We start from the raw sequence: 25,598 nt of genomic DNA on the forward strand, positions 1-25,598 counted from the left end.
TTTATTTATTAGGGGGTCAGATAATTGGCAAATGAATCATGGGTATGGTGTAGCCATTTCTTGAGTTGTTCCCGGAACTGCCGGACTAACTTGGGGGAGTGTTCGGCTATATTGTTTATTTGATATGGGTCTTTTGTGCGGTCGAAAAGAACTGTTTCGTCTATAATACCATTTTGGGCATGTACTACAAAGGTATGGGTTGCTGTGCGTAGTCCGCGATAACCTGTGGCATGATTGTCGAACTGTACGAAATAATAAGGTTGTACGACCTCTCTTCTACTTTCACCGAGGATTTCCCGGGATAAGTCGAATGTTTGTACCGTTTCGGGAATCTCTTTCCGGAATCCCATCATGGATAGGAGAGAAGGATATAAGTCGGCGAAAGCAATCATCAAATGTTCGTCTTTACGCGGCTGAATTTTTTCTGGCCAGGAAATAATCATGGGGATACGCATAGACTCTTCATAAAAAATATCTTTCCCTGCATGGTTGTGAGCACCCATACAGATGCCGTGGTCGGAAGTAAACACTATAATCGTATTCTTGAAGAGCCCGTTTCTTTTTAATTCGTCTACGATACGTCCTACGTTCTCGTCCACTCCTGTAACACATGCATAATAGTTACGTATGTTGTCTCTGAAATAGTCACCCATTTCAGTCCCTTTGGCAGGTATATCGGGGCGATTGGCACACAAGGCTTCTACATTCAAGTCCCTATACATGGCTTTATAGTTGTCGGGAACCAGTTCATAACCTGTATGTGGAGGATTCATTGAAACGACTAATGCGAAAGGCTGTTTATTCTCTTTTTGTGCCTGAATGTATTCGATGGCTTTATCTGCCTCATAGGCAGGTCCCCATTGGTTTACATAATAGAAACTATCGCGTGGGGCGGTAGTATCCCAATACATGGGCTTTAGATGGTAATCGTACGTCCCGTAGGCTATCCAATGATCGAAACCATGACGACGTTCGGGCGGACACCATTCGTTCCATGCTACTTTACCGCGGTTGTTGTAGGTGTCTACATAAGGTTTATGAGGAGAATCCAAGTGCCATTTGCCTATATATCCGGTCTGATAGTTCATTTCTTTCAGTACGTCGCTCCAGCAGCGGGCTTCTTGAGGAAGTTCTACATCATAGGGGGCAGTTTGTGAATTACAATTGCCTACCACCTTATTGTGGAGCGGATACATACCTGTCATCAGCATGGCCCGTGCCGGTGATGAAACGGGATAACTGCTGATTGCATTGGTCAACAGGATTCCTTCGGAAGCAAGTTTATCCAGACAAGGGGTTTTTACAGGTTCTTTGCCCACACAACCTAATGCATCTCCCCGATATTGGTCGGCCATGATAAAGACTAGGTTAGGGGGGACCTGTGATGAAACTGGAAGAATCGGAGCAGCAAGTGCTGCTCCGATTATCCATGTCCGGTGATATATCATACTTGTTGTAATACTCATAATGGCAAAAATAGCTTTTTATTTTTAATGGATTATGATTTATATTGAATTGCTACTGATTTGCATAGAGATTGGAGCCTATCGGCCATCCCGGATTCTGATATACAACCGAAGTGGTTGGGTCTCCTCCTTTCACTGGTGTCGACATGCGGAAGATGTCATAAGAAATCGGGGTAAGATAGTTTGCTTCTTCAAAGTTATAGCCATTGTTGTTGATAATCAACTCGTTGAAGGCATATGGCCGCAGATATTTGCTATCATAGATTTTCAATCCCAGTTGCGTCTGATGTACATAATACTCCTCTTTCTTATATTCTTCCCAGTTGAATCCTTCCACTATATAATTCTTCATTTTATCTAGTGAACGCCAACGGAATAAATCGTCTTTGCGCATACCTTCAGCTATAAACTCACAACGGCGTTCACGTCGGATATTATAAAGCAGTCTGCTAACTTGTTCATTGCCCGACCATACAGCCAGGTCATTTTCTTTGTTCAGGTCAGTGTTGTCTATGGTCTTTTGATAATCATCTGATACTCCCGCGCGTTTTCTTAATGCTTTCCAGTATTTCTGGCTGTTTGCATCTATGGAAATTCCTCCGTTTTTCATACAATCGGCTTCCATATAGTTGAGGAATGCTTCTGAAGCACGGAAAATCATATAAGCCAATGGCGAATTATCATTCATAGTAACGTTGCTGTCTCTCCATCCTTTGCGTACCATATAACCGGTAGTGGAATGAGATACGCTTTCATATGAATTCAGCAAGTTGACATATCTCATGATACCTGTCTGGTCAAGGTTTGCTCCCCTCCATATGAGATCTCCCGGTTTGGAAGTTGATTGTACCAGACGCAGATCTCTGTTTTTCATCACATCTTCAATACTTGCGTCACCCTGATATTCTGTGTTGCCGGTTGCGTAAATAGGCAAACCGTTAGTGGTCAGGAATGTTTCCATTAATGAGCGTGTGTATCCTCCGTCTTTGCCGGCACAACCTTGGGCTTCTGTTTTTTCTCCGTAGTAGATACTATGATACGTACCCTCCACCTTGCTGTTGACTGTTGCATCTACGGCATACATACGCCATAACAATACTTCTTTATTGGATGATAAATCATATTGGTTGAACAAATTCATGTAGTCTTCAATTTTATCGGTAATATTGGGTAGAAATGCTTCTGCTATAGGTTTTGCTGCCTCCATTGCCTGTGTCAGGAAAAAGTCTGTTTCTGTGTCCAGATTACCATCAAATGTTCCTCCCGGCCATCCCGGACCACCCGGTACGCGGGCTGTTCCTTTGTGATAAGTCTCCCAACTGGCTTCATAAAGAGCAACACGTGACTTAAACAATAATGCGGATTCCTGATTCAACCGGTGATTGGTTAATGCATTGCTACGGGGAAAAAGACGGCTGATAGCTTCATCCAGATCGCTAAGAATAAAACGTGCTACCTCATTACGTGGCTTACGTTTGTTTGCTTCCACATTGGCGGCATAGTCATCAGCGGTAAGTTCTTCCGTAATGATAGGGAAGTCTCCAAACTTTCTTAGGTATTCAAAGTAAATATAGGCACGGAAGAAATACATTTCGCCTATATATTGCTGTGTTTCATTGGTATTATTAAGTCTTCCGCTTTTCAGGTTCTCAAGAGCATAGTGCAGGAAGTGGTTACAATCCCGCAAATGTTCCTGCCGGTTATAGCTGCCATCTGTTGCTACTTTGATGCGCTGGGGCAAAAAGAGATCTTTCGGTGCGTCTGCTGCCTGATTATCACTCGTTTCGTCATCATTGAAAAGATTGACATCTTTATAATCGGGGAGCAAATCATATTTTTTATTGCAATATGCCTGCAATTGAATCGGTTCGGTGAAGAATCCTTCGTCCGTATTGTCTGTCAAGGGTTGCCTGTCGAGAAAGTCACTGCATGAACTCAAAGTGAATGAGGCAGCCATGAATGAAAAGAATATATATTTTAGTTTCATAATAATCTGTTTTTAAGGTTTATAATGTGATGTTGACACCGAAGGAGAGTGTATAGCTTAGTGGGTAACTCATACCATTCTGATATAATAGCTCCGGATCAAAATTCTTACTCATTTTACTTCCTGTCCAAAGATTGTCACCAGAAAAGAAGACCCGTATTTTTTGTAAACTGATTTTTTGTATCAGCGCTTTCGGTAAGGTATATCCGATTTGTAGATTCTTCAGACGGATATAAGCGGCATTTTGCAGGTAACGAGTCTGTACTTGTTGATTTTGCTTGCTTCCGATGATGGGACGAGGGAAGTAAGCGTTCAGGTTTGTTCCCAGTTCGTCACCTTCCGGGCGGAAGAAATCATAATGTTCTTCGTATCCTGTAGAGTCCCATTGTCCTCCGTTGACTCCCCAGAAAATCATACCTTTTTCATATACAGATCTGTCATCTCCACCTACCCATATATCGCGTTTGGCCACTCCCTGGAACATCATGCTGATATCAAAACCTTTGTAATCTGCTCCCAATGTGATGCCAAAACGATAGCGCGGTGTACTGTTGCCGATAATGCAGAGGTCCTTCGGGTCGTTGGCGGAAGTCCCTTTTTCAATAGCAGCATTATCATCGAGATTCGCATACATGATGTCACCTGCTTTCCAGATGTTATTGCCAACATTGGGAAGTCTGCTTTGGTCATGGATAGCTATATAATCTTGTATTTCCTGATCGGTTTTTGCCATGCCTACTGTCTTGAATCCCCAGATTTCACCTAGTTTTTTTCCTTTCCAGTAACTTTCTATTGTATTACCATCAGAGTCTTTGGTATAGAATGTCTTGTCAGGGTTAGGATATTCTGTCACTTCAGTCTGCGCATCGGATAAGTTGAGAGATATGTGATAACCTACCTGACCGATTCTATCCTGCCAATTTATTTGTAATTCCCATCCTTTGGTTCGTAAAGATGTATTGTTCAGTTTCGGGGCTGACGCACCTACAATCGGAGAAATCTCTTCGGCAGGTCCTACCATGTCTTTTGTGTCGCGGACATAATATTCAGCATATCCGGTCAAACGGTTGTTGAAAGCTCCGAAGTCCAGACCGGCATTGTAACTGGTGATCCGTTCCCAAGTGAGCAATGAACTTACAAGTCCGGGAGTAGTAGCTATACTTGACTTGTTGGCCTGCTCAAGCAACCAACGGCCTCCGTCGTCTGCGCTACCTACTGTAATGTCCTGAATGGAATAGGTAGGGTAGAAGCTCTCTGTGTTCTGGTTTCCCAGACTACCATAAGAGAAACGGAGTTTCAAAAGATTTACTTGTTGTTGTATCGGTTCCCAAAATGCTTCGCGTGCGATATTCCAACCGACGGATACGGAAGGGAAAGTTCCCCAACGTTGATCTCCACGGAAACGGGAAGTCGCGTCACGACGGATATTTCCTTCAATCAGGTATCTGCCGTCGTAGTCATAGTTGACGCGTGCGAAATAACCCATTGTAGCCCATTCTCTTGTGAAGGCTTTCAGTACGCTCGTTCCTGTTGCGGTATTGATACTGGGGACCAGTTCGTTGACTACGTCATAGCGTTTGCCTACCATGTTGTTGATGCGGTAATATTCCGAATTCATACCTGCGGTAGCTTTGAAATTATGCTTCATCCAAGAGTATTCATAGTCTGCGTAAAGAGCCGTAGTTACCATGGAAGTTTGTTCCGTTTCGCTTTGTGCAGATGTTCTTCCGGCGGCAAGATCGTCGTCACCACCCAACCATTGCTCTTCAACCGGCTGATTGTCACGAGTGTATAGATATACTTTGTTAATGTTGTATTGATGTTGATAGCTTTCGGTACGCAGACTGGCTTGCCCGTGTATGCCTAATCCTTTGATGGGGGTTAAATGAAATCCTCCCTGGGTGAAGTAAGTATCTTTCGTTGAGTTGGAACGCCCTCCGGAAGTTAACTGCATTAACTTGGGATTACGTGTATAGTGTCCGTTGTTGTCATATAATGGCATTGTAGGATATAACTTGGTTGTTTCTGCAAAGAAACGGTCGCCATAGAGATTGATAAACGTAGGCATTGCAATATCTTCACGGATAAATCGTGCATTGAAGTCAAGGTTTAACCATTTGGTTACCTGTCCGCTGACTTTTCCGCTGATATTAAAACGTTTCTTTTTCTCGTCAGAGTAGTTCATTTGTCCTTCTTGCGAAAGAAAAGCACCGGAGATATAATACTTGACCTTTTCACTTCCACCGGAAATACTTAAATTATGTTCTTGTCCGAAAGATGTTTTGTCTATGAAGTTTCGCGGCCAGTTTTGGTTATCATTAGACGCTCCATTGAAAGGGAAAAAATTACTCCCTTGAGAACCTTCCGGATCAGAGGTGTATGGATACTCGCCTGCCATGTATCGTTGGATACGATCAATAGTGTTGGCATCGAAAATAAATTTCTTGTTACCATCTCCTGTATTAAGTTGCGCTGCATTGAAATATCTGGCAAAACGATAGGAGTCAAGCATGTCGGGTATATTGGTCGGACGAGACCAACGGAAGTTATCTGAATATTGGATCGTTGTCTTTCCTGCTTCTCCGGATTTAGTAGTAATCAATATCACACCAAACGGAGCGCGAGATCCGTAGATAGAAGAGGAAGCTGCATCTTTTAATACGGAAATATTAGCAATATCCTGTGGATTAAGCGTGTTAATATCTCCTTCGGCACCGTCAATCAAAACAAGTGGTGAAGCACTGGAACCTGTTCCCAGGTTACCGACGCCACGGATGTTCATTGTCGGATTCTTATCCAGTCGTCCGCCTTTATCATTCACGTCAATGTTCAATCCCGGCATGACCCCTTGCAGGGCCTGTGATACGGAAGTGACCGGGCGGGATTCCAATGTTTTGGTATCTACTGTCGCTACGGCTCCGGTTAAGTTCACTTTCTTCTGCGTACCGAATCCTACTACAACCACTTCATCCAGCGTTTGTGTATCTTCGGTCAGCATAATATTGAAAGTCGTTTGATTGCCGTCGAATGTCAGGCGTTGAGGCTGATATCCTATATAAGATATGATCAGCACATTTCCTTTAGCGACATTTTTGAGAGAGAAGTTACCATCTATATCTGTGATGGTTCCGTTGTTTGTGTTTTCCACTAATACACTGGCACCGATAATCGGCTCATTAAGCCTTTTGTCTGTAACGGTACCTTTGATGCTGACTTGCTGCGCATACACGAAACTGATACCTAGCAATAGCATGGTGAGTAATGATGTTAGTTTTCTCATTGCATTTTATTTAAAGTTATACATAAGGTTATTGTACTGCAAATGTACGCGAACAAAGTCTTTACGGATATGCATATTTCTTTCATTCAGTGTACATGTTTAATTCATGCGGCATTTCTTTATTCTTTTTTTTTGTATGTTTTGACTTTATTTCGTTTATTTGCCCTAAATTGATTAATATGACAAAACGCTTAAATCTAATCTTACTAGTTCTGATAATAAGCAGTATTCCTTTGGTTTCCGTTTATGCTTTTTTTGATAAGGATATTCGTTTGTTGACAATGCAGGATGGACTGGCAGACAATACCGTTTCTTGCATTTGTAAGGATGCGGATGGATTTATGTGGTTTGGCACGAATAATGGCTTAAGCCGATATGATGGTAAAATAATTAAAAATTTCAGACCGATGGAAGTGTCTGCTCCGTTTGAAAAGATTGTGAAATTATCAAAAGACTATCTGGGTGTTATTGCCGGAAATAAACTTTATTGTTTCAATAGAAAATCCGAATGTTTTACTCCTGTCATATCCGGAAAGGAGACGGATGGAGTCAGGCTCTGGGGATTGTTGCCTTTGAATGAAACTTCTTTTTGGGCTATATTCGAAGATAAATTATTGTTGTATCAATGGAAAGAGCATAAAGATCAGTCAGGCGATGCAGACTTTATTTGTGCGAACCTTCAGAAGGAGTTTAAGCTACTATCCGCAAAAGGAGAATTTCTTTCTGCTGTTTGCTTTGATGAAAATAGAGGGTTGTGTCTGGTTACCAATTTCAGTAACTTGCTGTTATTTCATCCGGATAGTGAGAAGTTGTGCCGGACGTTGATTCCATTAGATACAATAAAGTCTACTCAGATTACGTCTGTCATGTGTAAGGATGATATTGTATGGATTTCAACCATTGCCCGGGGGATTATTCGCTATCATTTGCGGACTCATCAGATTGACCGGATCTCGTATGACGGGACAACTGAGGAAAATCAGCTTTCCCATACGGATGTCTATCAAGTCATACCAATAGATAATAACCGTTATCTGGCGGTAACTTGGAGTGGTTATACACTGTTGATACCGGATAAGGAACATCCACAGAAACTCACTACTGAAATTTACAATAATACAGCTTCACAAGTTCAGCAAAACTTGGAAACCCGTATGATTTCATCCTATTATGATCCGAATGGGGTGCTTTGGATTGGGACAAACGGTGGAGGAGTGATGTGTTCGGACTTGCGGTCACAGTTCTATAACCGTTTTTATCAGGATAGGCATAATGAGATTTGCAGTATAACGATGGACGACGACTGTTTTGTATGGCTGGCCACTTTTCATAAAGGTATTATGCGAAGTGATGAACCTTATGAATCAGGTAAGAGGCTACAGTTTTCTACTGTATATTCCGGTTCGGGAAATAGTAGTAAAACTGTGCTCTGTTCTTTGAAAGATGGACAGGGTAATTTATGGTTCGGGAATAGAAATGGGACATTGACCGTTTATGATGTTAAATCCCGCCGATTCATAACTTATACTTTGCTGGTGGATGGTATCATCTATACTTCGGATATTTGGGCTATCTATATAGATGCTGAAGGAGTTATTTGGGTGGGTACTGAAAAAGGACTTTTGCTCTTTGAACCTAAAAAAAGAATGTGCAAGCGTTTGCCGGTTGAACAGAAACTAGATAAAAAAGAAGCACTTGCCATACGTTCTATTGCTGTAACAAAAGACGGGGGTATCTGGCTGGGCACAAGCAATCAGGGAGTATGTAGGGTGTCTGTCTCTGCTTCCGGTGAAATATCAGCCAAGTCTGGCTATGAGCAGAAAGCAAATGTAAAGAATCATTCAGTGCGGTCATTGTTAGCTTCTACAGATGGAAATCTGTATGTAGGCTATATGGATGGTTTTGCAATTCTCTCTCCTCAACAGGATTCGATTCGTGAATTTTATACAACTGCTGACGGATTGTGCAGTAATTTTGTCGGTTGTATTACGGAAGATGCTAAAGGACATATATGGCTGGGCAGCAATTCGGGAATTTCCCGTTATAGCCGTCATCAGCACCTTTTCTATAATTATTATATTGCAGGTAGTAACCGTTCGGCTTTATTCAGTAACCATACGTTGTTCTTTGGGAATAATCAGAGTATGACTTACTTTCATCCGGATGATGTAGATGTGTATCCTGCAAATGAACGGGTATTGATAACGGGATTGGAAGTCGACAACCGTCCGGTGGAAATAGATAAGGAGATAAACGGTCAAATAATACTTCGGGAGGGAATCTCTTATACCAATCAAGTTATTTTGAATAATGATAATCGCGATTTTTCTTTGACTTTCAATAATCTGTCTCATTCCAATGAACAACAAAAGTATAACTACCGGCTTTTGCCCTATCAGGAGAATTGGCTGATATCTGATGATGGAGAAAAAGCCTCATATACTAACTTGCCGGAAGGGGACTATGTATTCGAGGTAAAGAATATATTTCCGGATGGACAGACGGGAGCAGTGACTTCCCTGAATATAAAGATACTTCCTCATTGGAGTCGCACAGTGGCTTTTCGGTTGTTTATTCTCTTTGTGGTGATTGGCATGATAGCTTATTTTGTGCGATTGTTAAGATTGAGACAACGGCGTCTGGAACATGAAATGCAGATGAAACATGAATTGCTGACTGTTGGTCTGGAGCGTGAGAAAGAACGGCAGATACGTATGGAACGTGAAAATTTCTTTACTGGTGCTGCCCACGAACTGCGTACTCCGCTAACTTTGATTCTTGCTCCGTTGCAGGAATTGATGAAACAAGCTAATCCGTTGGAACCTTTTTATAAGAAATTGCAGATAATGCATAAGAATGCTACTTCCTTGCATACTTTAGTAGATCATTTACTTTATGTGCAAAAAATAGGGGCAGGAATGGTTAAACTCCAATTGTCCGAGACCGACTTGGCTCGGGTGATAAAGAGTGTGTCGGAACCATTCCGGCAAATGTCGGAGATCAAGGATTTGCGCTTTGAGGTTAATCTGCCTGAAGGAAAACTGTTGTATTGGGTAGATGAACCCAAAATTACTTCGGCCATGCAAAATCTTCTTTCGAATGCATTTAAGTATACATCTTCGGGTGGTAGTGTCCTGCTCTCTGTCTCCCATACAATGAAAGATGGACAAGGATATTGCCGGATTGCTGTTTCGGATACAGGGGCAGGGATTCCGAAGGATTTGCAGAAACATGTTTTCGAATCGTTCATAACAGGAGAAAATATACCGGAAATATCAACAAAGATAGGGATTGGATTATACATTGTGAAGAATACGATGGATTTGCATCATGGCAAAGTGACATTGGAGAGCAAAACGGGTGAAGGGAGTACGTTTGTTTTATATATTCCTGATGGCAAGGAGCATTTTGCAAAAGATGATTATGAACTGGTTGACTGTCAGCAAATGAGTACGAAACCGAATGAAGAGTTGGAGTCGGAACTATTTCTTTCTGCATCAGAAAATAGTCAAGAAACAACATCCAAAAAAAGCTTGTTGGTTATTGAGGATAATGAAGAAGTCCGTGAATATATCCGGAGTTTGTTTATTTCTAAGTATTTAGTATATGAAGCCGGCAATGGTGAAGAAGGGGTGCGTATGGCAAAAGAACAATTGCCCGACCTCATTATCTCGGATGTGATGATGCCTGTAAAAGACGGCTTTACTTGTTGTCGGGAGATTCGTGCACAACAGGAAACGGCGCATCTTCCGATTTTGATGTTGACTGCAAAATCGGAAGATGCTGATATCTTGCATGGTTCTTATAGTGGAGCGGATGATTATATGCTGAAACCTTTCAATCCGGAGATTCTTCTTGCCAAAGTGGATAACCTGATTTTACAACGAGAACGGTTGAGACGGATTTATACAAAGGCCTTGATGCTGAAACAAGAATCGGAAGAGGGAGGGAAAGAAGATACTTTCCTGCAACAGCTTATTCATGTTATAGAGGTTAATCTTTCCAATGAAGATTTTAATGTGAAGATGTTGGCGGAACAATTAAATATGAGCCAGCCTACGTTGTATCGGAAAGTGAAGCAGCGTAGTGATTTGTCGGTCATAGATATGATCCGCAGTATACGTATAAGCAAAGCGGCGTCATTAATTCTGGAAAACCGCTATTCTATTCAGGAGATTTCGGAAATGGTCGGATATTCTGATACTCGCACTCTTCGCAAACATTTCACGGAACATTTTGGAGTATCTCCTTCTAAATATATGGGAGAAATATAGAAAGGTAGCCAATTATTAGCAGGTTATTACGCAATCATTCTAATCAACCTGTAACAAGAATAAAGAAAGAACTAGTCAAATAGTATCAGGGAAGTACAATCTAAAGTGTTCTCACTGTGATGAGAAAAAATACTCATTATAGTGAGAACTTTTTCTCATGCCTATGAGAGTTTTTTCTCATCACAGTGAGAATGCTTGAGAAATATAAGATTGTAAATTGCTACAAATCAATATTATATAATTTCAATTTATTATATAATGTCTTCCGGTCAATATTCAGTAACTGTGCAGCTTTGCTCTTATTATTTCCGGTTTGGCGCAATGCTTCCAGAATATGTTCCTTTTCGGTATCTTCATTGCGTAATGCTATGCTTGTGACACTGGATACGGGAGTTTCCAAAAGTTCGGTCCCAAGTTCAAGGAGAGTGATGAAACTGCCTTGTGCCAATAAGGTCGCTCTTTTCACGATATTCTTCATTTGGCGTAAGTTACCTGGCCAATGATAGTTCAGTAAAGCCTGTGATGCTTTTGCATCAAAGCCTATCAGATGCTTGTCCAGCTCCTTATTTGCCTGATCAAGAAAGAAATTTGCAAAGAGCAGGATGTCCTCTTCCCGCTCTTTTAGGTCAGGCATTTTCAACGTAAATTCATTAATACGGTGATAAAGATCTTCACGGAAAGTTCCTTTTTCGATAGCTTGTTCCAGATTTTCATTTGTTGCAGATACCAGACGGATGTCTACTGATATTTCCTGCATGGAGCCTACCGGACGTATCTTTCTCTCTTGCAGGGCACGGAGCAGTTGTATTTGTACTTCGTAACTAAGATTCCCGATTTCATCCAAGAAGATAGTTCCGCCGTTGGCAGCAACGAAAGCCCCCGTCTTATCTGTCAAGGCTCCTGTGAACGAACCTTTTACATGACCGAAAAATTCGGAGGCCGCCAGTTCTTTGGGGATAGAGCCACAATCTACGGCAATAAACGGCTTGTCATTCCGTTTGCTAAGTTGGTGGATGCGGTGTGCCACATATTCTTTTCCTGTTCCGCTGGAACCGTTGATAAGTACGGACATATTGGTAGGAGCTACCAGACCTACATAGTTGTAAAGTTGTTTGGCTGCATCACTTTCACCTTCCAGATAGGCATGATGATTTTCTGTTGAATCTTTAGATGAAATGGAGGTGCTTTTTTTAGAAGAAGATTTGGCGGTATTATGAGTCACCGGAACCTTTCCGACCTGTAAGGATTCTGCGATTTTCTTCAGCAACTCTTCCGGATTCACAGGTTTGGCGATATAATCACGTGCTCCCAGTTTCATTGCTTGCACAGCCGATTGTATATCTGCATAACCGGTCATGATAATTAAAGGAATATCAATGCCTTGTTCGTTCATCCATTTCAGTAGATCAATGCCCTCGTGGTCGGGGAGTCTCAAGTCTGATAAAATGAGGTCGACGCTTTGGCTTTCAATATGTTTTCGGGCGCGGGCAATATTACTCACTGATGATACTTCAAAGCCCTTTTTGCCTAACCAGGTTTTTAGCATCATTCCAAAAGTGATATCATCTTCAACGATCAATATGGAGCTCATCATGTCAGGTTTTGATTCTTTTAAGTCACAAAGGTAAGAGGATTTAGGCGAAAATGGTATATTTGCAAACTTAAATTAAATAAAAGCGTTATGAAAAAGATTTTATTGATCATATTAACCATATCGTTTTGCGGACTTACTGCCTGCAAAACCGGAACAAAAAAAGGAGGAGACATGGATAAAGAAACGTTGGTAAAGATTGAAACCACTTTAGGAGACATTGAGGTAAAGCTCTATAATGAGACACCGAAGCATCGCGATAATTTTATCAAACTGGTGAAAGACGGAGTTTATGAAGGTACGTTGTTTCATCGCGTTATCAAAGATTTTATGATTCAGGCAGGTGACCCGGACTCAAAGAATGCGCCGAAAGGAAAAATGTTGGGTACCGGAGATGTAGGTTATACTGTTCCCGCAGAATTTGTATATCCTAAATATTTCCATAAGAAAGGTGCCCTGTCCGCTGCTCGTCAGGGAGATAATGTGAACCCGAAGAAAGAATCTTCCGGTTGCCAGTTTTATATCGTGACGGGTAAGGTGTTCAATGATTCTACCTTGCTGGGTATGGAAAGCCAGATGAATGAGAATAAGATTAATGTTATTTTCAATACGCTGGCACAGAAACACATGAAAGAAATCTATAAGATGCGGAAAGAAAATGACGAGAACGGTCTTTATGATTTGCAGGAAAAACTGTTTGCACAGGCACAGGAAATGGCTGCCAAAGAACCGGAATTTCATTTCACTCCGGAACAGATTGAAGCCTATACAACGGTGGGAGGAACTCCGCATCTGGATGGCGAATATACCGTATTCGGCGAAGTCGTGAAAGGTATGGATATTGTGGATAAAATCCAGCAGGTGAAAACCGACCGTAGCGACCGTCCCGAAGAAGATGTAAAAATAACAAAGGTGACAATACTTGACTGAAATATATGAAAATCAACAGGCATATTCTTGATAATGGGTTACGTTTGGTACATTCGCAGGACGAAAGTACGCAGATGGTTGCCCTTAATATATTATATAATGTGGGAGCCCGTGACGAAGATCCCGAACATACCGGTTTTGCCCATTTGTTCGAACACCTGATGTTCGGAGGATCGGTGAATATTCCCGATTATGATATGCCGCTTCAACTGGCGGGTGGAGAGAATAATGCCTGGACGAATAATGATATAACCAATTACTACCTCACTGTACCTCGTCAGAACGTAGAAACCGGCTTTTGGCTGGAATCCGACCGGATGCTGAGTCTTGATTTTAGTGAACGGAGTCTGGAGGTACAGCGGGGAGTAGTAATGGAAGAATTCAAACAGCGTTGTTTGAATCAGCCCTATGGAGATGTAGGGCATCTTTTGCGTCCTCTGGCTTATCAGACGCATCCTTATCAATGGCCTACTATCGGAAAAGAGTTGTCGCATATAGCCAATGCTACGCTGGAAGAAGTGGAGGCATTCTTTTTCCGTTTTTATGCTCCCAATAATGCTATATTGGCTGTGACCGGCAATATCTCTTTCGAAGAAGCGGTTGCTTTGACGGAAAAATGGTTTGCCTCTATTCCTCGTCGGGAAGTTCCTCAACGGAACCTGCCACAGGAACAGGAGCAGACGGAAGAACGTCGACTGACAGTTGAGAGAAATGTTCCTCTTGATTCCCTGTTTATGGCTTACCATATGCCCGATCATCATCATCCGGATTATTATGCGTTTGATATTCTGTCGGATGTGTTGAGCAACGGGCGTTCCAGCCGTTTGAGCCAGCGTTTGGTACAGCAGAAACAATTATTCTCAAGTATAGATGCCTATATTTCCGGCAGTGTAGATGCGGGGTTATTCCATATTAGTGGCAAACCTTCGGCAGGTGTCACCCTGGAACAGGCGGAAGCGGCAGTACGGGAAGAACTGGATTTGTTGCAACAAGAATTGGTTGACGAACAGGAACTGGAAAAGGTGAAGAATAAATTTGAGTCTACCCAGATATTCGGCAACATCAATTATTTGAATGTGGCAACCAACCTGGCTTGGTACGAATTGCTTGGCCGGGCGGAAGACATGGAAAAAGAGGTTGATCGTTATCGATCTGTCACAGCTGACCAATTGCGGGCGGTGGCTCAATCTGCTTTCCGTAAGGAGAACGGAGTAATACTTTATTATAAGAAACAACAAAATTAAATTCTCCCTTTTATAATCTACCAGTGAAAGGGAAAAGTCCCTTTGCCTGAAAATGGAGATTCGTTTAGGTAACGAAAAAGTAAATGAGACATATTTATAGTACATATAAAGAGCATTATAAAGCACTGATTTTTCTCGGATTGCCGATTGTGATCGGTCAAATAGGAGTAATCGTTCTTGGATTCGCGGATACGTTAATGATCGGACATCATAGTACGATTGAGCTGGGAGCAGCTTCCTTCGTCAATAATGTGTTCAATCTGGCGATTATTTTCAGTACGGGTTTTTCGTATGGGCTGACTCCCATTGTGGGAGGTTTGTATGGAACCCGGCAGTATGCCCCTGCGGGACAGGCTTTACGCAACAGTTTGCTGGCAAACCTGATGGTTGCATTGCTGCTGACTATCTGTATGACTGTTCTTTATCTAAATATAGAACGTCTCGGACAGCCGGAAGAATTGATTCCTCTGATTAAACCGTATTATCTTGTTTTGCTCGCTTCGCTAGTGTTTGTCATGCTTTTCAATGGATTTAAGCAGTTTACAGACGGAATTACGGATACTAAAACCGCCATGTGGATATTGCTTGGTGGAAATGTCTTGAATATCATAGGAAACTATATCCTGATTTATGGAAAGCTCGGATTGCCCGAATTAGGTCTGTTGGGAGCAGGTATCAGCACGCTGTTCTCGCGTATCGTGATGGTGATTATATTTATCATAATCTTTATGCGTAGTCCGCGTTTTGTCCGCTATAAGATTGGCTTTTTCCGTTTGGGATGGTCACGAGCTATATTTGGACGTTTGAATGGGATCGGATGGCCGGTTGCCTTTCAAATGGGAATGGAGACAGCCTCCTTTAGTCTAAGTGCGATCATGATCGGTTGGCTGGGTACTATCGCTCTGGCTTCCCATCAGGTTATGCTGGCTATTTCGCAGTTTACATTTATGATGTATTACGGTATGGGTGCCGCTGTGGCTGTTCGTGTCAGTAACTTCAAAGGTCAGAATGACATCATCAATGTACGTCGTTCTGCCTATGCAGGTTTTCATCTGATGATGACATTGGGTGTTGTGCTTTCTTTGATTGTCTTCCTTTGCCGGAATTACTTGGGAGGCTGGTTTACCGACAGTCAGGAAGTGGCTGCTATGGTGACCTCTCTAATCTTACCTTTCCTCGTTTATCAGTTTGGCGACGGACTGCAGATTACTTTTGCCAACGCTTTGCGTGGAATTTCAGATGTAAAACTAATGATGGTGATTGCCTTTGTCGCCTATTTCATTATTTCCCTTCCTGTAGGTTATTTCTGTGGCTTTGTGATGGGATGGGGAGTAGTAGGTGTCTGGATGGCGTTCCCTTTTGGTTTGACGAGCGCAGGATTGATGCTTTGGTGGCGTTTTCATCACATGACGAAACTCCCCGAACCCCATCCCAAAACCTGATACTAAATACTTGATACTTAAAACTTAATACTTAACCCCAATGGCTTCCTTCCGTTTTACAAAGTTGAAAATAACCGCCGGTTACACTTTGTTGCTGGCGATCCTCCTTTTCTCGCTGGTGTTTGTACATCGTGAGATGGAAGCATTGTCGGCCGCCGACGATCAACAGAATTTAAGAACAGACAGTCTGTTGACCCTTCTCCATGAGAAAGATCAAAACACGATTCAGATGTTGCGGGTGCTAAGTGAAGCAAACGACAGTCTTCTCTCTGCTTCGGAAATCGAAGAAATCATTTCCGAACAGGATTCAGTTATTACCCAGCAGCGGGTACAACATCGGGTCATTACCAAGCGTGACTCTTTAATCACTACGCCTAAAAAGAAGGGATTCTTTAAGCGACTCGCCGAGGTGTTTTCCCCTTCTAAACAAGACAGTGCCGTATTAGTAAATACATCGTTGGAAGTCGCTACCGATACCATTCTTCAACCGACCACTTCCAAAGATTCTCTTCAGCAGAAAATCCGCATGGCTACCGAAGAAAAACGACTGCAACGGAGGAAAACAATCCGGCGTACCAGTACAAAGTACCAGCGGATGAATACGCAGTTGACGGCACGGATGGATAGCCTGATTAAACAATATGAGGAAGAAATGACCTTGCGTGCCCGTCAGGATGCCGAACTTCAGCAGGAAGTGAGGATGCGGTCGGCACGTATCATCGGCGGTATCGCGGTTGGTGCCGTACTATTATCTGCTTTTTTCCTGATATTGATTATGCGGGATATTTCCCGTAGCAACCGTTACCGTCGGCAATTGGAGGTAGCGAATAAACGGGCGGAAGATTTGCTTGTTGCCCGCGAGAAATTAATGCTTGCCATTACCCATGATTTTAAAGCTCCGTTAGGCTCAATTATGGGATATACCGAGCTTCTGTCCCGGTTGACAGAAGATGAACGGCAACGATTCTATCTCGACAATATGAAAAGTTCTTCGGAACATTTATTGAAGTTAGTCAGTGACTTGCTCGATTTCCACCGGCTTGATCTCAATAAAGCGGAAGTGAATCGTGTAACCTTTAACCCCTCCCAGCTATTTGATGAAATTTATGTCAGTTTCGAACCTCTGACTGCTGCCAAAGGATTAGCCTTGCAATGTCACGTCGCTTCGGAACTGAACAGAGGATATATTAGCGATCCTTTGCGACTTCGGCAAATTGTGAATAACCTTTTGTCCAATGCTGTAAAATTTACTCAAAAAGGCGAGATTAGCCTGACAGCCGGTTATGATTCTTCAAAGTTAACCATTGCTATAGCCGATACAGGAAAAGGAATGGCATCAGAAGATCGTGAACGTATTTTCCAGGAGTTCACACGTCTTTCCGGTGCACAGGGGGAAGAAGGATTCGGACTCGGACTGTCTATTGTGAAGAAGCTGGTAACCTTGCTTGAGGGAACAATCGACGTGCAGAGTACATTGGGTGAGGGGAGCTGTTTTACGGTCGTTCTGCCTCTGTATCCGGTAGGTAAATCCCTTGCGGAGAGTGAATCTCCGGAAAGTGAATCATCGGAGAACGAAAGTCCATACGCTCCCAAACAGTCGGCTGGCATTCCTCCCATGAAAGTCATTCGTGTGCTCTTGATTGATGACGATAAGATTCAGTTGAATCTGACTGCTGCCATGTTGAAACAGCATGGTATTGATGCAGTGTGCTGTGAACAGCTGGAACAGTTGATTGAGCAACTTCGCTCTTCCGTCTTCGATGTATTGCTGACAGATATACAAATGCCTGCCATTAACGGGTTTGATCTGGTAAAACTATTACGGGCTTCTAATATACCACAAGCAAAAACAATCCCTGTTATTGCTGTGACTGCCCGTAGTGAGATGGATAAAGCCGCTTTACATGAACATGGTTTTGCCGGTTGTTTGCATAAACCGTTTACAGTAAAGGAATTGTTGCTAACAGTAAATGAAGGTCAACTTTCGGCCGATGAAGCGCATATTACAGAAGATATGGGAACTGTCGGGATCAACTTTTCTGCACTTACTGCTTATTCTGAAGATGATCCGGAAGCAGCATACTCCATCATTCATACTTTTATTGAAGAGACAGGTAGGAATATCGAACGGATGCAACAAGCATTGAACGATAAAGAAGTGGATGGGATAGCTGCCATGGCGCATAAACTTCTCCCTCTCTTCACAATGATCGGAGCGGAGGAAACCATCGCTCCGCTAAAATGGTTGGAGGCTTGTCGTGGAGAAGAATTCTCGGAAAAAATAGAAGAAATAACATTTAATACATTAGAAGCTGTCCGTAAAATAATTAGTGAAGCGGAGCTTTATTTGGAGACAATGAAGAAGCCCCAATAAGCTGGTTTCTCCTACTCCTTAGCTACTATTTATATCTTTCTTACTATTACCCAAACCTTTTTTCAAAATAATTTGTTTACTTTGTGTCACCTTATTTACACTGACACATTTTACATGAAACGAAAATGGATACGTTGGGTAAGCTGGATACTGCTTACTCCTATAATACTCTTTGTAATACTAATGGTATTGCTTTATGTTCCTCCCGTTCAGAATCTTTTGCGTCGGGAGGTTACTGCATACGCCTCTAAAGCAACCGGCATGCAGATTCAGGTGGAGCGGATAGACCTTCGTTTCCCACTTAATCTGTTGGTACGTGGTGTGGAGGTCATTCAACAGCCGGACACCCTTTTGTCTTTAGAAAGCCTCAATGTCCGTGTACAGGCATGGCCGTTGATAAAAGGAAAAGTAGAAGTGGATGAAGTGACTTTGAGCCGGGTAGCCGTTAATTCAGCCGATTTGATGGAGGGAATGAAGATTAAAGGCGTTTTGGGACGTTTCTTCCTGCAAAGTCATGGCGTCGATCTGTCTAATGAAGTAGCGGTAATCAATCAGGTCGAACTATCCGACACTCACGTGCAACTACTGATGAATGATACCACAACTACGCCCAAAGATACCACAGCTTCTGCTCCGATCAACTGGAAAGTAGCTCTTCATCAGTTGAAATTGAAAAATGTATCGTTCAGTATGCAGCTTCCTGCTGATTCCATGCGTATGGCGACCCATATTGGAGAAGCAGCCATCGATGATGCTCAAGCGGATTTGAAGAATCAGTACTACGACTTGAAGAAGTTCTTATTATCGGGAACCTCCGCCAGCTATGATACCGGAACTGCTCAACCGGCAGAGGGCTTCGATGCTTCTCATATTGCCGTCCGGGATATTCGCATCGCTCTGGATTCCTTGCTGTATAAAGGGAGGGATATGAACGCAGTCATTCGTGAATTTACCATGAACGAACGTTCCGGATTGAGCGTCACTTCCCTGACGGGTAGAGCCTACTCCAATGATTCTGTTATCTGTGTTCCCGGTTTGAAACTGAACACTCCCCATTCTGAAATCGATTTATCTGCCCATACCTATTGGGAACTGGTCAATATCCCCACTACGGGACGCTTATCCGCCCGTCTCAATGCCTATATCGGCAAAGAAGACGTCATGCTATTTGCCGGTGGTCTGCCTGAAAGCTTCAAAGAAGCCTATCCCTTCCGCCCGCTCGTCATCCGTGCCGGCACGGACGGCAATCTGAAAGAAATGCAGATTTCCCGTTTCACGGTAGATCTGCCGGGTGCTTTTGCATTGGAGGGTGGTGGTCTTCTGGAAAACCTTGCTGACAGCCTCACACGCACCGGAACCATCGGCTTGAAAATGACCACTCAAAACCTGAACTTCCTGACCGCTCTGTCGGGAGAAGCCCCTAATGGCACGCTTGTTATTCCTGACAGTATGAATCTGGTGGCGAAAGTAGATATCAAAGGTCCTGAATATAAAGCAAATCTCCGTTTGAAAGAAGGACAAGGAGCTATGGACGTGAATGCAGCCTTAAATACCGCTACCGAAGTCTATAAGGCTGATCTGAAAATAGACAATCTGCAACTTCACAGTTTCCTCCCGAAAGACTCTATCTATGAACTTTCTCTTTCGGCTGCGGCTAATGGTCGTGGATTGGATGTCATGTCCTACCATTCATTTGCCAAACTGAATCTTTCATTAGATCAGCTTCATTATGCTAAATACCATCTTTCCAATCTTGATCTGACGGGAGAACTTAAGGGCGCCTTGGTCACTGCACATCTGGCAAGTGATAATGCCTTATTGAAAATGACAACGGATGCTGAATACAATCTGGCACACAGCTACCCCGACGGTAAGGTAACGATTGATGTCACCCAATTGGATTTGCATGAACTGGGAATCATGCCGGAGCCAATGAAACGTCCGCTTGCTTTCAATTTTTTGGCAGAGGCTCGTCAGAACCGCGTATTCACCCATTTAATCTCCGGAGATATGAAACTTGATTTGAGTGCACGTTCCGGTGTTAATCCTTTGATTCGCCAGTCCACTCATTTTGTAGATGTACTGATGAAGCAGATTGATGAGAAAGCCTTGAATCACGCTGAATTACGCAAAGCATTGCCAACTGCTATTTTCTCTTTCTCCGCAGGACAAGAGAACCCTTTGGCATATTTCCTGGCTACCAAGAAGATAGCTTACCATGACGCTTCAGTGAAATTCGGAACGGCTCCCAACTGGGGAATCAATGGAAAGGCCGCTATTCATGCCTTGAAAGTAGATACTTTGCAATTGGATACCATCTTCTTTACCGTCAAACAAGATACCACACTCATGAAATTGCGTGCCGGAGTTATTAACGGCCCCAAGAATCCGCAATTCTCCTTCTCTACCACACTGACGGGAGAGATTCGTGACCGGGATGCCGAGTTGTTGGTAGACTTTAAAAATGGAAAAGGAGAAACAGGAGTATTACTCGGTGTCAATGCACGTCCCTTGTTTGAGGGCAAAGGAAAAGGCGATGGACTGGCTTTCACCTTGATTCCGGAAGAACCGATTATCGCCTTCCAGAAGTTCCATTTCAATGAAAAGCATAATTGGATTTATGTACATAAGAATATGCGCGTATACGCCAATGTCGATATGTGGGATGACGAAGGAATGGGATTCCGTGTACATTCCGTACGGGGAGACACCGTTTCTCTACAAAATATTGATGTGGAAATCCGAAGAATCAGTTTGGCTGATTTGAGCAGTGTACTTCCTTACTTCCCGGAAATAACCGGTTTATTCTCTGCGGAAGCGCACTATGTACAGACCGAAAAGGATCTTCAGCTTTCGGTTGAAGCGGCTATTGATGAGCTGACTTATGAACGTCAACGCATTGGTGACGTGACAGTGGGAGCTACTTGGCTACCGGGCGAACAGGGAAAGCAATACCTGAACGCCTATCTGAATCACGACGAAGTAGAAGTGATGGTGGCGGATGGTAAGCTGCTTCCAACCCGGACAGGAAAAGACAGTCTGGAAGTAAACGCTACTCTGGAACATTTCCCGCTACGTGTAGCTAACGTATTTATTCCTGATAAAATGGCTACGCTGGCTGGTGATATGGATGGTAATCTGAACATTACGGGTAGCACCGAACAGCCTTTGATTAATGGCGAACTGGTGCTGGATAGCGTTTCTGTCCTTTCTCAACAGTATGGTGCTAATTTCAGGTTCGACAACCGTCCGGTACTGATAAAGAATAATCGGTTGGAATTTGATAAATTCGCTATCTATACAACAGGAAAAACTCCATTTACGATTGACGGTTATGTTGATTTCAGGGATATGTCCCGACCGATGGCAAATCTGAATCTGCTGGCGCAGAACTATACGCTTCTGGATGCCAAACGCACTCGTGAGAGTCTGGTCTACGGAAAAGTCTTTGCCGATTTCCGGGCAACAGTGAAAGGACCGTTGGATGGATTGAACATGCGTGGAAACATGAGCCTGTTGGGTAATACAGACGTTTCCTATATCTTGACCGACTCACCGTTGACGGTACAGGATCGTTTGGGAAGTCTGGTAACCTTTACTTCGTTTAGCGACACCACTACGGTTGTTCAACAAGAAGTGCCGACTGTTTCTTTAGGTGGGTTGGACATGGTGATGATGGTACATATCGATCCATCCGTCCGTTTGAAAGTCGATTTGGATGCAAGCAATGACAATCGTGTCGAACTGGAAGGGGGAGGTGACCTCTCTATGAAATATACTCCGCAAGGTGATCTGACATTGACCGGACGCTATACGTTGAGCGGCGGTTTGATGAAATATGCTTTGCCTGTCATTGCCGCCAAAGAATTTGCTATCGATAACGGTAGCTATGTGGAATGGACAGGAAACCCCATGGACCCGATGTTGAACTTCAAAGCCACCGATCGTATCCGTGCTTCTGTTTCCGAAGGAGAGAACGGCGGAACGCGTTCGGTTAATTTCGATGTATCCATTGTCGTCAAGAACCGGTTGGATAATCTTTCCTTTGCATTTGATGTATCTGCTCCCGAAGATGCAACCATACAAAACGAGTTGACAGCCATGGGGGCGGAAGAGAGAGGTAAACAAGCTCTCTATATTATGGTTATGAAAACCTATCTTGGCACCGGACCGATTGGTGGCGGAGGTGGTGGATTGGGTAAATTGAATATGGGTTCCGCACTGAACTCCGTATTAAGCAGCCAAATCAATTCATTGATGGGAAATCTGAAAAATGCCAGTGTTTCTGTCGGTATCGAAGATCACGATTTGTCGGATACGGGTGGTAAGCGTACGGATTACAGTTTCCGTTATTCACAACGTCTCTTTAACAATCGTTTCCAGATTGTAATCGGAGGTAAGGTTTCTACAGGTGAGAGTGCGACGAATGATGCGGAATCCTTTATTGATAACATCTCTCTGGAATATCGTTTGGATAGAACCGGAACCCGTTATGTCCGTCTGTTTTACGATAAAAACTACGAGAGTGTACTCGAAGGCGAGATTACGGAAACCGGAGTCGGTCTGGTACTTCGCAAGAAACTGGACAAACTCAGTGAACTGTTCATCTTTAAGAAAAAGAAGTAAGCATGAAAGGGATATATAATAACATATTAGCAAGTTGTCTGATTGGTATCATTTTGTTTTCGGGCTGTTCGGTGACAAAACACCTGCCTGAAGGGGAGGTACTCTATACAGGAGGAAAAACGGTAGTAGAGAATAAGTCGGCAACACCGGTAGGAGAGACGGCCTTAACAGAGATTGATGCGGCTCTTGACAAAACTCCCAGTACAAAGATGTTAGGAGGCCTTCTGCCTATTCCTTTTAAAATGTGGATGTATAATGACTTTGTGAAATATAAAAAGGGATTTGGAAAGTGGATGTTCAACCGCCTGGCTGCCAACCCTCCGGTATTTATTTCCACTGTCAATCCGGAAGTGCGTATCAAGGTGGCTACTAACTTGCTCCGTGATTATGGCTATTTTAACGGGAAAGTGACTTATGAAACCTTGGTGGATAAGAAAGACAGCCTGAAAGCAAGCATTCTTTATACGGTTGACATGAAGAACCCTTATTTTATTGATACGGTCTATTATCAGCGTTTCACACCCCAGACTTTACGTATTATGGAACGGGGGCGCCGGATGTCCTATATAAATCCCGGTGAGCAGTTTAACGTGGTCGATCTGGATGAAGAACGTACCCGTATCAGTACGCTGTTACGTAACCGGGGATATTTTTATTTCCGTCCCGACTATATGACTTATCAGGCAGATACAACTTTAGTGCCCGGAGGACACATCAGTCTTCGTCTGATTCCTGTGTCGGGATTGCCTGCTGCTGCGCAGCGTCCTTACTATGTAGGAGATGCTTCCGTCTATTTATTTGGGAAAAATGGAGAAATGCCGAATGATAGCATGATGTACAAGAATCTGAATATTCATTTCTATAAGAAATTGCAGGTTCGTCCGAATATGCTTTATCGGTGGTTGAACTATCAGCAATTTGTGCGGAATACACAGATGCGTGCTTCCAACCGCACCCGGCTTTACAGTCAGTATCGACAGGAGCAGATTCAGGAGAAGCTCAGTCAGCTGGGAATTTTCAGTTACTTGGATCTGCAATATGCTCCTAAAGATACAACAGCCGTTTGCGATACGTTGCAGGTGACGATGCAAGCTACTTTTGCCAAGCCGCTGGATGCCGAGCTGGAATTGAATGTCGTAACCAAAAGTAACGACCAGACCGGTCCGGGAGCCTCATTCGGCGTCACCCGGAACAATGTGTTCGGAGGTGGAGAAAGCTGGAATGTAAAGCTGAAAGGTTCTTATGAGTGGCAAACCGGCGGAGGAGAGAAGAGTTCTCTGATGAATAGCTGGGAGATGGGAGTTTCTACTTCTTTGACTTTCCCACGGGTGGTTTTCCCGCATTTGGGAAAACGGGAGTTCGACTTTCCGGCAACAACGACTTTCCGCCTGTACGTCGACCAGTTGAACCGCGCCAGATATTACAAACTGCTATCCTTCGGTGGAAATGCTACCTACGATTTCCAGCCGACACGTACAAGCCGACATAGTATTACCCCTTTCAAGTTGACATTCAATGTCCTGCAACATCAATCGGACGAATTTATCGCAATAGCCGAAGCTAATCCGGCCTTATATATCAGTTTGAAAGACCAGTTTATTCCTGCCATGGAATATACTTATACGTATGATAACGCTTCCGCACGCGGTATAAAGAATCCGATTTGGTGGCAGTCCACCATTACTTCTGCCGGAAACTTGACCTCCTTGATTTACCGTGCTTTCGGTCAGCCTTTCAACAAAGAGGATAAGCGTTTGCTCAACGTACCTTTCGCACAGTTTGTAAAGCTGAATACGGAGTTCCGTCATTTATGGAATATGGACAAGAATAATAAGATTGCCTCCCGTGTGGCCTTGGGTGCTCTCTTCTCTTACGGTAATGCAACGATAGCCCCTTACAGCGAACAATTCTATGTAGGCGGTGCCAACAGTATTCGTGCCTTCACGGTGCGTAGCATCGGACCGGGTGGCTACCATCCGTCGGAAAGCCGCTATTCCTACCTCGATCAGACGGGTACTTTCCGTTTCGAGGCAAATGTAGAATATCGTTTCCGTATCTTTAAGAGTATCTGGGGAGCTACTTTCCTAGATGCCGGAAATGTCTGGTTGATGCGTAAAGATGAGGCTCGTCCGGACTCACAGCTCGAACTGAAAACTTTCCCGAAACAAATCGCCTTGGGTACTGGTGTCGGTATTCGGTATGATATGGATATTCTGGTGTTCCGTCTCGACTTCGGTATACCTTTGCATTTGCCTTACGATACCGAAAGAAGCGGATATTACAATGTCACAGGAAGCTTTATGAAGAATCTGGGAATACATTTTGCTATCGGTTATCCCTTCTAATGAATGATTTTTGTACGATTTTGGTAAATAATGATTGAT

General features: G+C 43.3%; 11 protein-coding genes. 7 read left to right on the forward strand and 4 right to left on the reverse strand.

From position 1 onward, the window contains the following. Positions 1 to 8: 8 nt before the first annotated feature. The 3 genes from AAHJ11_RS12705 to AAHJ11_RS12715 are packed head-to-tail and all read right to left on the reverse strand — an operon-like array spanning position 9 to position 6,733. Positions 9 to 1,466, reverse strand: a complete 1,458-nt coding sequence (locus tag AAHJ11_RS12705) for a sulfatase (RefSeq protein ID WP_413579591.1) — start codon at positions 1,464 to 1,466, stop codon at positions 9 to 11. Between the two features lie 52 nt (positions 1,467 to 1,518). Then, positions 1,519 to 3,453, reverse strand: a complete 1,935-nt coding sequence (locus AAHJ11_RS12710; protein ID WP_195649256.1) for a RagB/SusD family nutrient uptake outer membrane protein — start codon at positions 3,451 to 3,453, stop codon at positions 1,519 to 1,521. A gap of 19 nt (positions 3,454 to 3,472) precedes the next feature. After that, the gene (locus tag AAHJ11_RS12715) at positions 3,473 to 6,733 is read right to left on the reverse strand and encodes a TonB-dependent receptor (RefSeq protein ID WP_321019698.1); all 3,261 of its coding nucleotides are present in this window, start codon (positions 6,731 to 6,733) and stop codon (positions 3,473 to 3,475) included. 179 nt (positions 6,734 to 6,912) lie between these two features. On the opposite strand from AAHJ11_RS12715, the gene AAHJ11_RS12720 reads away from it, so the two are divergent. Beyond that, the gene (locus AAHJ11_RS12720; RefSeq protein WP_413579592.1) at positions 6,913 to 11,007 is read left to right on the forward strand and encodes a two-component regulator propeller domain-containing protein; all 4,095 of its coding nucleotides are present in this window, start codon (positions 6,913 to 6,915) and stop codon (positions 11,005 to 11,007) included. A gap of 220 nt (positions 11,008 to 11,227) precedes the next feature. Here the strand turns inward: AAHJ11_RS12720 and AAHJ11_RS12725 are convergent, their stop codons facing one another. Then, on the reverse strand, positions 11,228 to 12,601 hold the full coding sequence (locus AAHJ11_RS12725; protein ID WP_148363881.1) for a sigma-54-dependent transcriptional regulator: 1,374 nt from the start codon (positions 12,599 to 12,601) through the stop codon (positions 11,228 to 11,230). Positions 12,602 to 12,688: 87 nt separating this feature from the next. Here AAHJ11_RS12725 and AAHJ11_RS12730 point away from each other — a divergent pair, with 87 nt between their 5' ends. From AAHJ11_RS12730 to AAHJ11_RS12755, 6 genes are all read left to right on the forward strand, one after another. Continuing rightward, the gene (locus tag AAHJ11_RS12730; protein ID WP_148363880.1) at positions 12,689 to 13,528 is read left to right on the forward strand and encodes a peptidylprolyl isomerase; all 840 of its coding nucleotides are present in this window, start codon (positions 12,689 to 12,691) and stop codon (positions 13,526 to 13,528) included. A gap of 5 nt (positions 13,529 to 13,533) precedes the next feature. After that, positions 13,534 to 14,772 carry a M16 family metallopeptidase gene (locus AAHJ11_RS12735; RefSeq protein ID WP_195649252.1) on the forward strand — a complete coding sequence of 413 codons (1,239 nt, stop codon included), beginning with the start codon at positions 13,534 to 13,536 and terminating at the stop codon, positions 14,770 to 14,772. 83 nt (positions 14,773 to 14,855) lie between these two features. Further along, positions 14,856 to 16,214 (forward strand): MATE family efflux transporter, encoded by a 1,359-nt coding sequence (locus AAHJ11_RS12740; protein WP_195649251.1) that lies wholly within the window; start codon positions 14,856 to 14,858, stop codon positions 16,212 to 16,214. A gap of 40 nt (positions 16,215 to 16,254) precedes the next feature. Beyond that, a complete protein-coding gene (locus AAHJ11_RS12745; protein WP_413579594.1) occupies positions 16,255 to 18,588 on the forward strand; it encodes a hybrid sensor histidine kinase/response regulator in 2,334 nt (777 codons plus the stop codon). A gap of 114 nt (positions 18,589 to 18,702) precedes the next feature. Next, complete coding sequence (locus AAHJ11_RS12750; RefSeq protein WP_217723282.1) at positions 18,703 to 23,214, forward strand: translocation/assembly module TamB domain-containing protein; 4,512 nt, start codon at positions 18,703 to 18,705, stop codon at positions 23,212 to 23,214. A 2-nt stretch (positions 23,215 to 23,216) separates the two neighbouring features. Next, positions 23,217 to 25,559 carry a BamA/TamA family outer membrane protein gene (locus AAHJ11_RS12755; RefSeq protein WP_217723283.1) on the forward strand — a complete coding sequence of 781 codons (2,343 nt, stop codon included), beginning with the start codon at positions 23,217 to 23,219 and terminating at the stop codon, positions 25,557 to 25,559. Positions 25,560 to 25,598 lie beyond the last annotated feature (39 nt).

Origin of the sequence: Bacteroides sp. 90-K9/2 (genome assembly GCF_047310725.1) — a bacterium.
GTDB classification, from domain to species: domain Bacteria; phylum Bacteroidota; class Bacteroidia; order Bacteroidales; family Bacteroidaceae; genus Bacteroides; species Bacteroides vicugnae.

Excerpts from the sequence above, each read along its gene's own strand:
- AAHJ11_RS12720 (WP_413579592.1), top strand. The coding sequence starts at position 6,913 with ATGACAAAACGCTTAAATCTAATCTTACTAGTTCTGATAATAAGCAGT.
- AAHJ11_RS12740 (WP_195649251.1), top strand. The coding sequence starts at position 14,856 with ATGAGACATATTTATAGTACATATAAAGAGCATTATAAAGCACTGATT.
- AAHJ11_RS12730 (WP_148363880.1), top strand. The coding sequence starts at position 12,689 with ATGAAAAAGATTTTATTGATCATATTAACCATATCGTTTTGCGGACTT.
- AAHJ11_RS12735 (WP_195649252.1), top strand. The coding sequence starts at position 13,534 with ATGAAAATCAACAGGCATATTCTTGATAATGGGTTACGTTTGGTACAT.
- AAHJ11_RS12705 (WP_413579591.1), bottom strand. The coding sequence starts at position 1,466 with ATGAGTATTACAACAAGTATGATATATCACCGGACATGGATAATCGGA.
- AAHJ11_RS12715 (WP_321019698.1), bottom strand. The coding sequence starts at position 6,733 with ATGAGAAAACTAACATCATTACTCACCATGCTATTGCTAGGTATCAGT.
- AAHJ11_RS12755 (WP_217723283.1), top strand. The coding sequence starts at position 23,217 with ATGAAAGGGATATATAATAACATATTAGCAAGTTGTCTGATTGGTATC.
- AAHJ11_RS12725 (WP_148363881.1), bottom strand. The coding sequence starts at position 12,601 with ATGATGAGCTCCATATTGATCGTTGAAGATGATATCACTTTTGGAATG.
- AAHJ11_RS12750 (WP_217723282.1), top strand. The coding sequence starts at position 18,703 with ATGAAACGAAAATGGATACGTTGGGTAAGCTGGATACTGCTTACTCCT.
- AAHJ11_RS12710 (WP_195649256.1), bottom strand. The coding sequence starts at position 3,453 with ATGAAACTAAAATATATATTCTTTTCATTCATGGCTGCCTCATTCACT.
- AAHJ11_RS12745 (WP_413579594.1), top strand. The coding sequence starts at position 16,255 with ATGGCTTCCTTCCGTTTTACAAAGTTGAAAATAACCGCCGGTTACACT.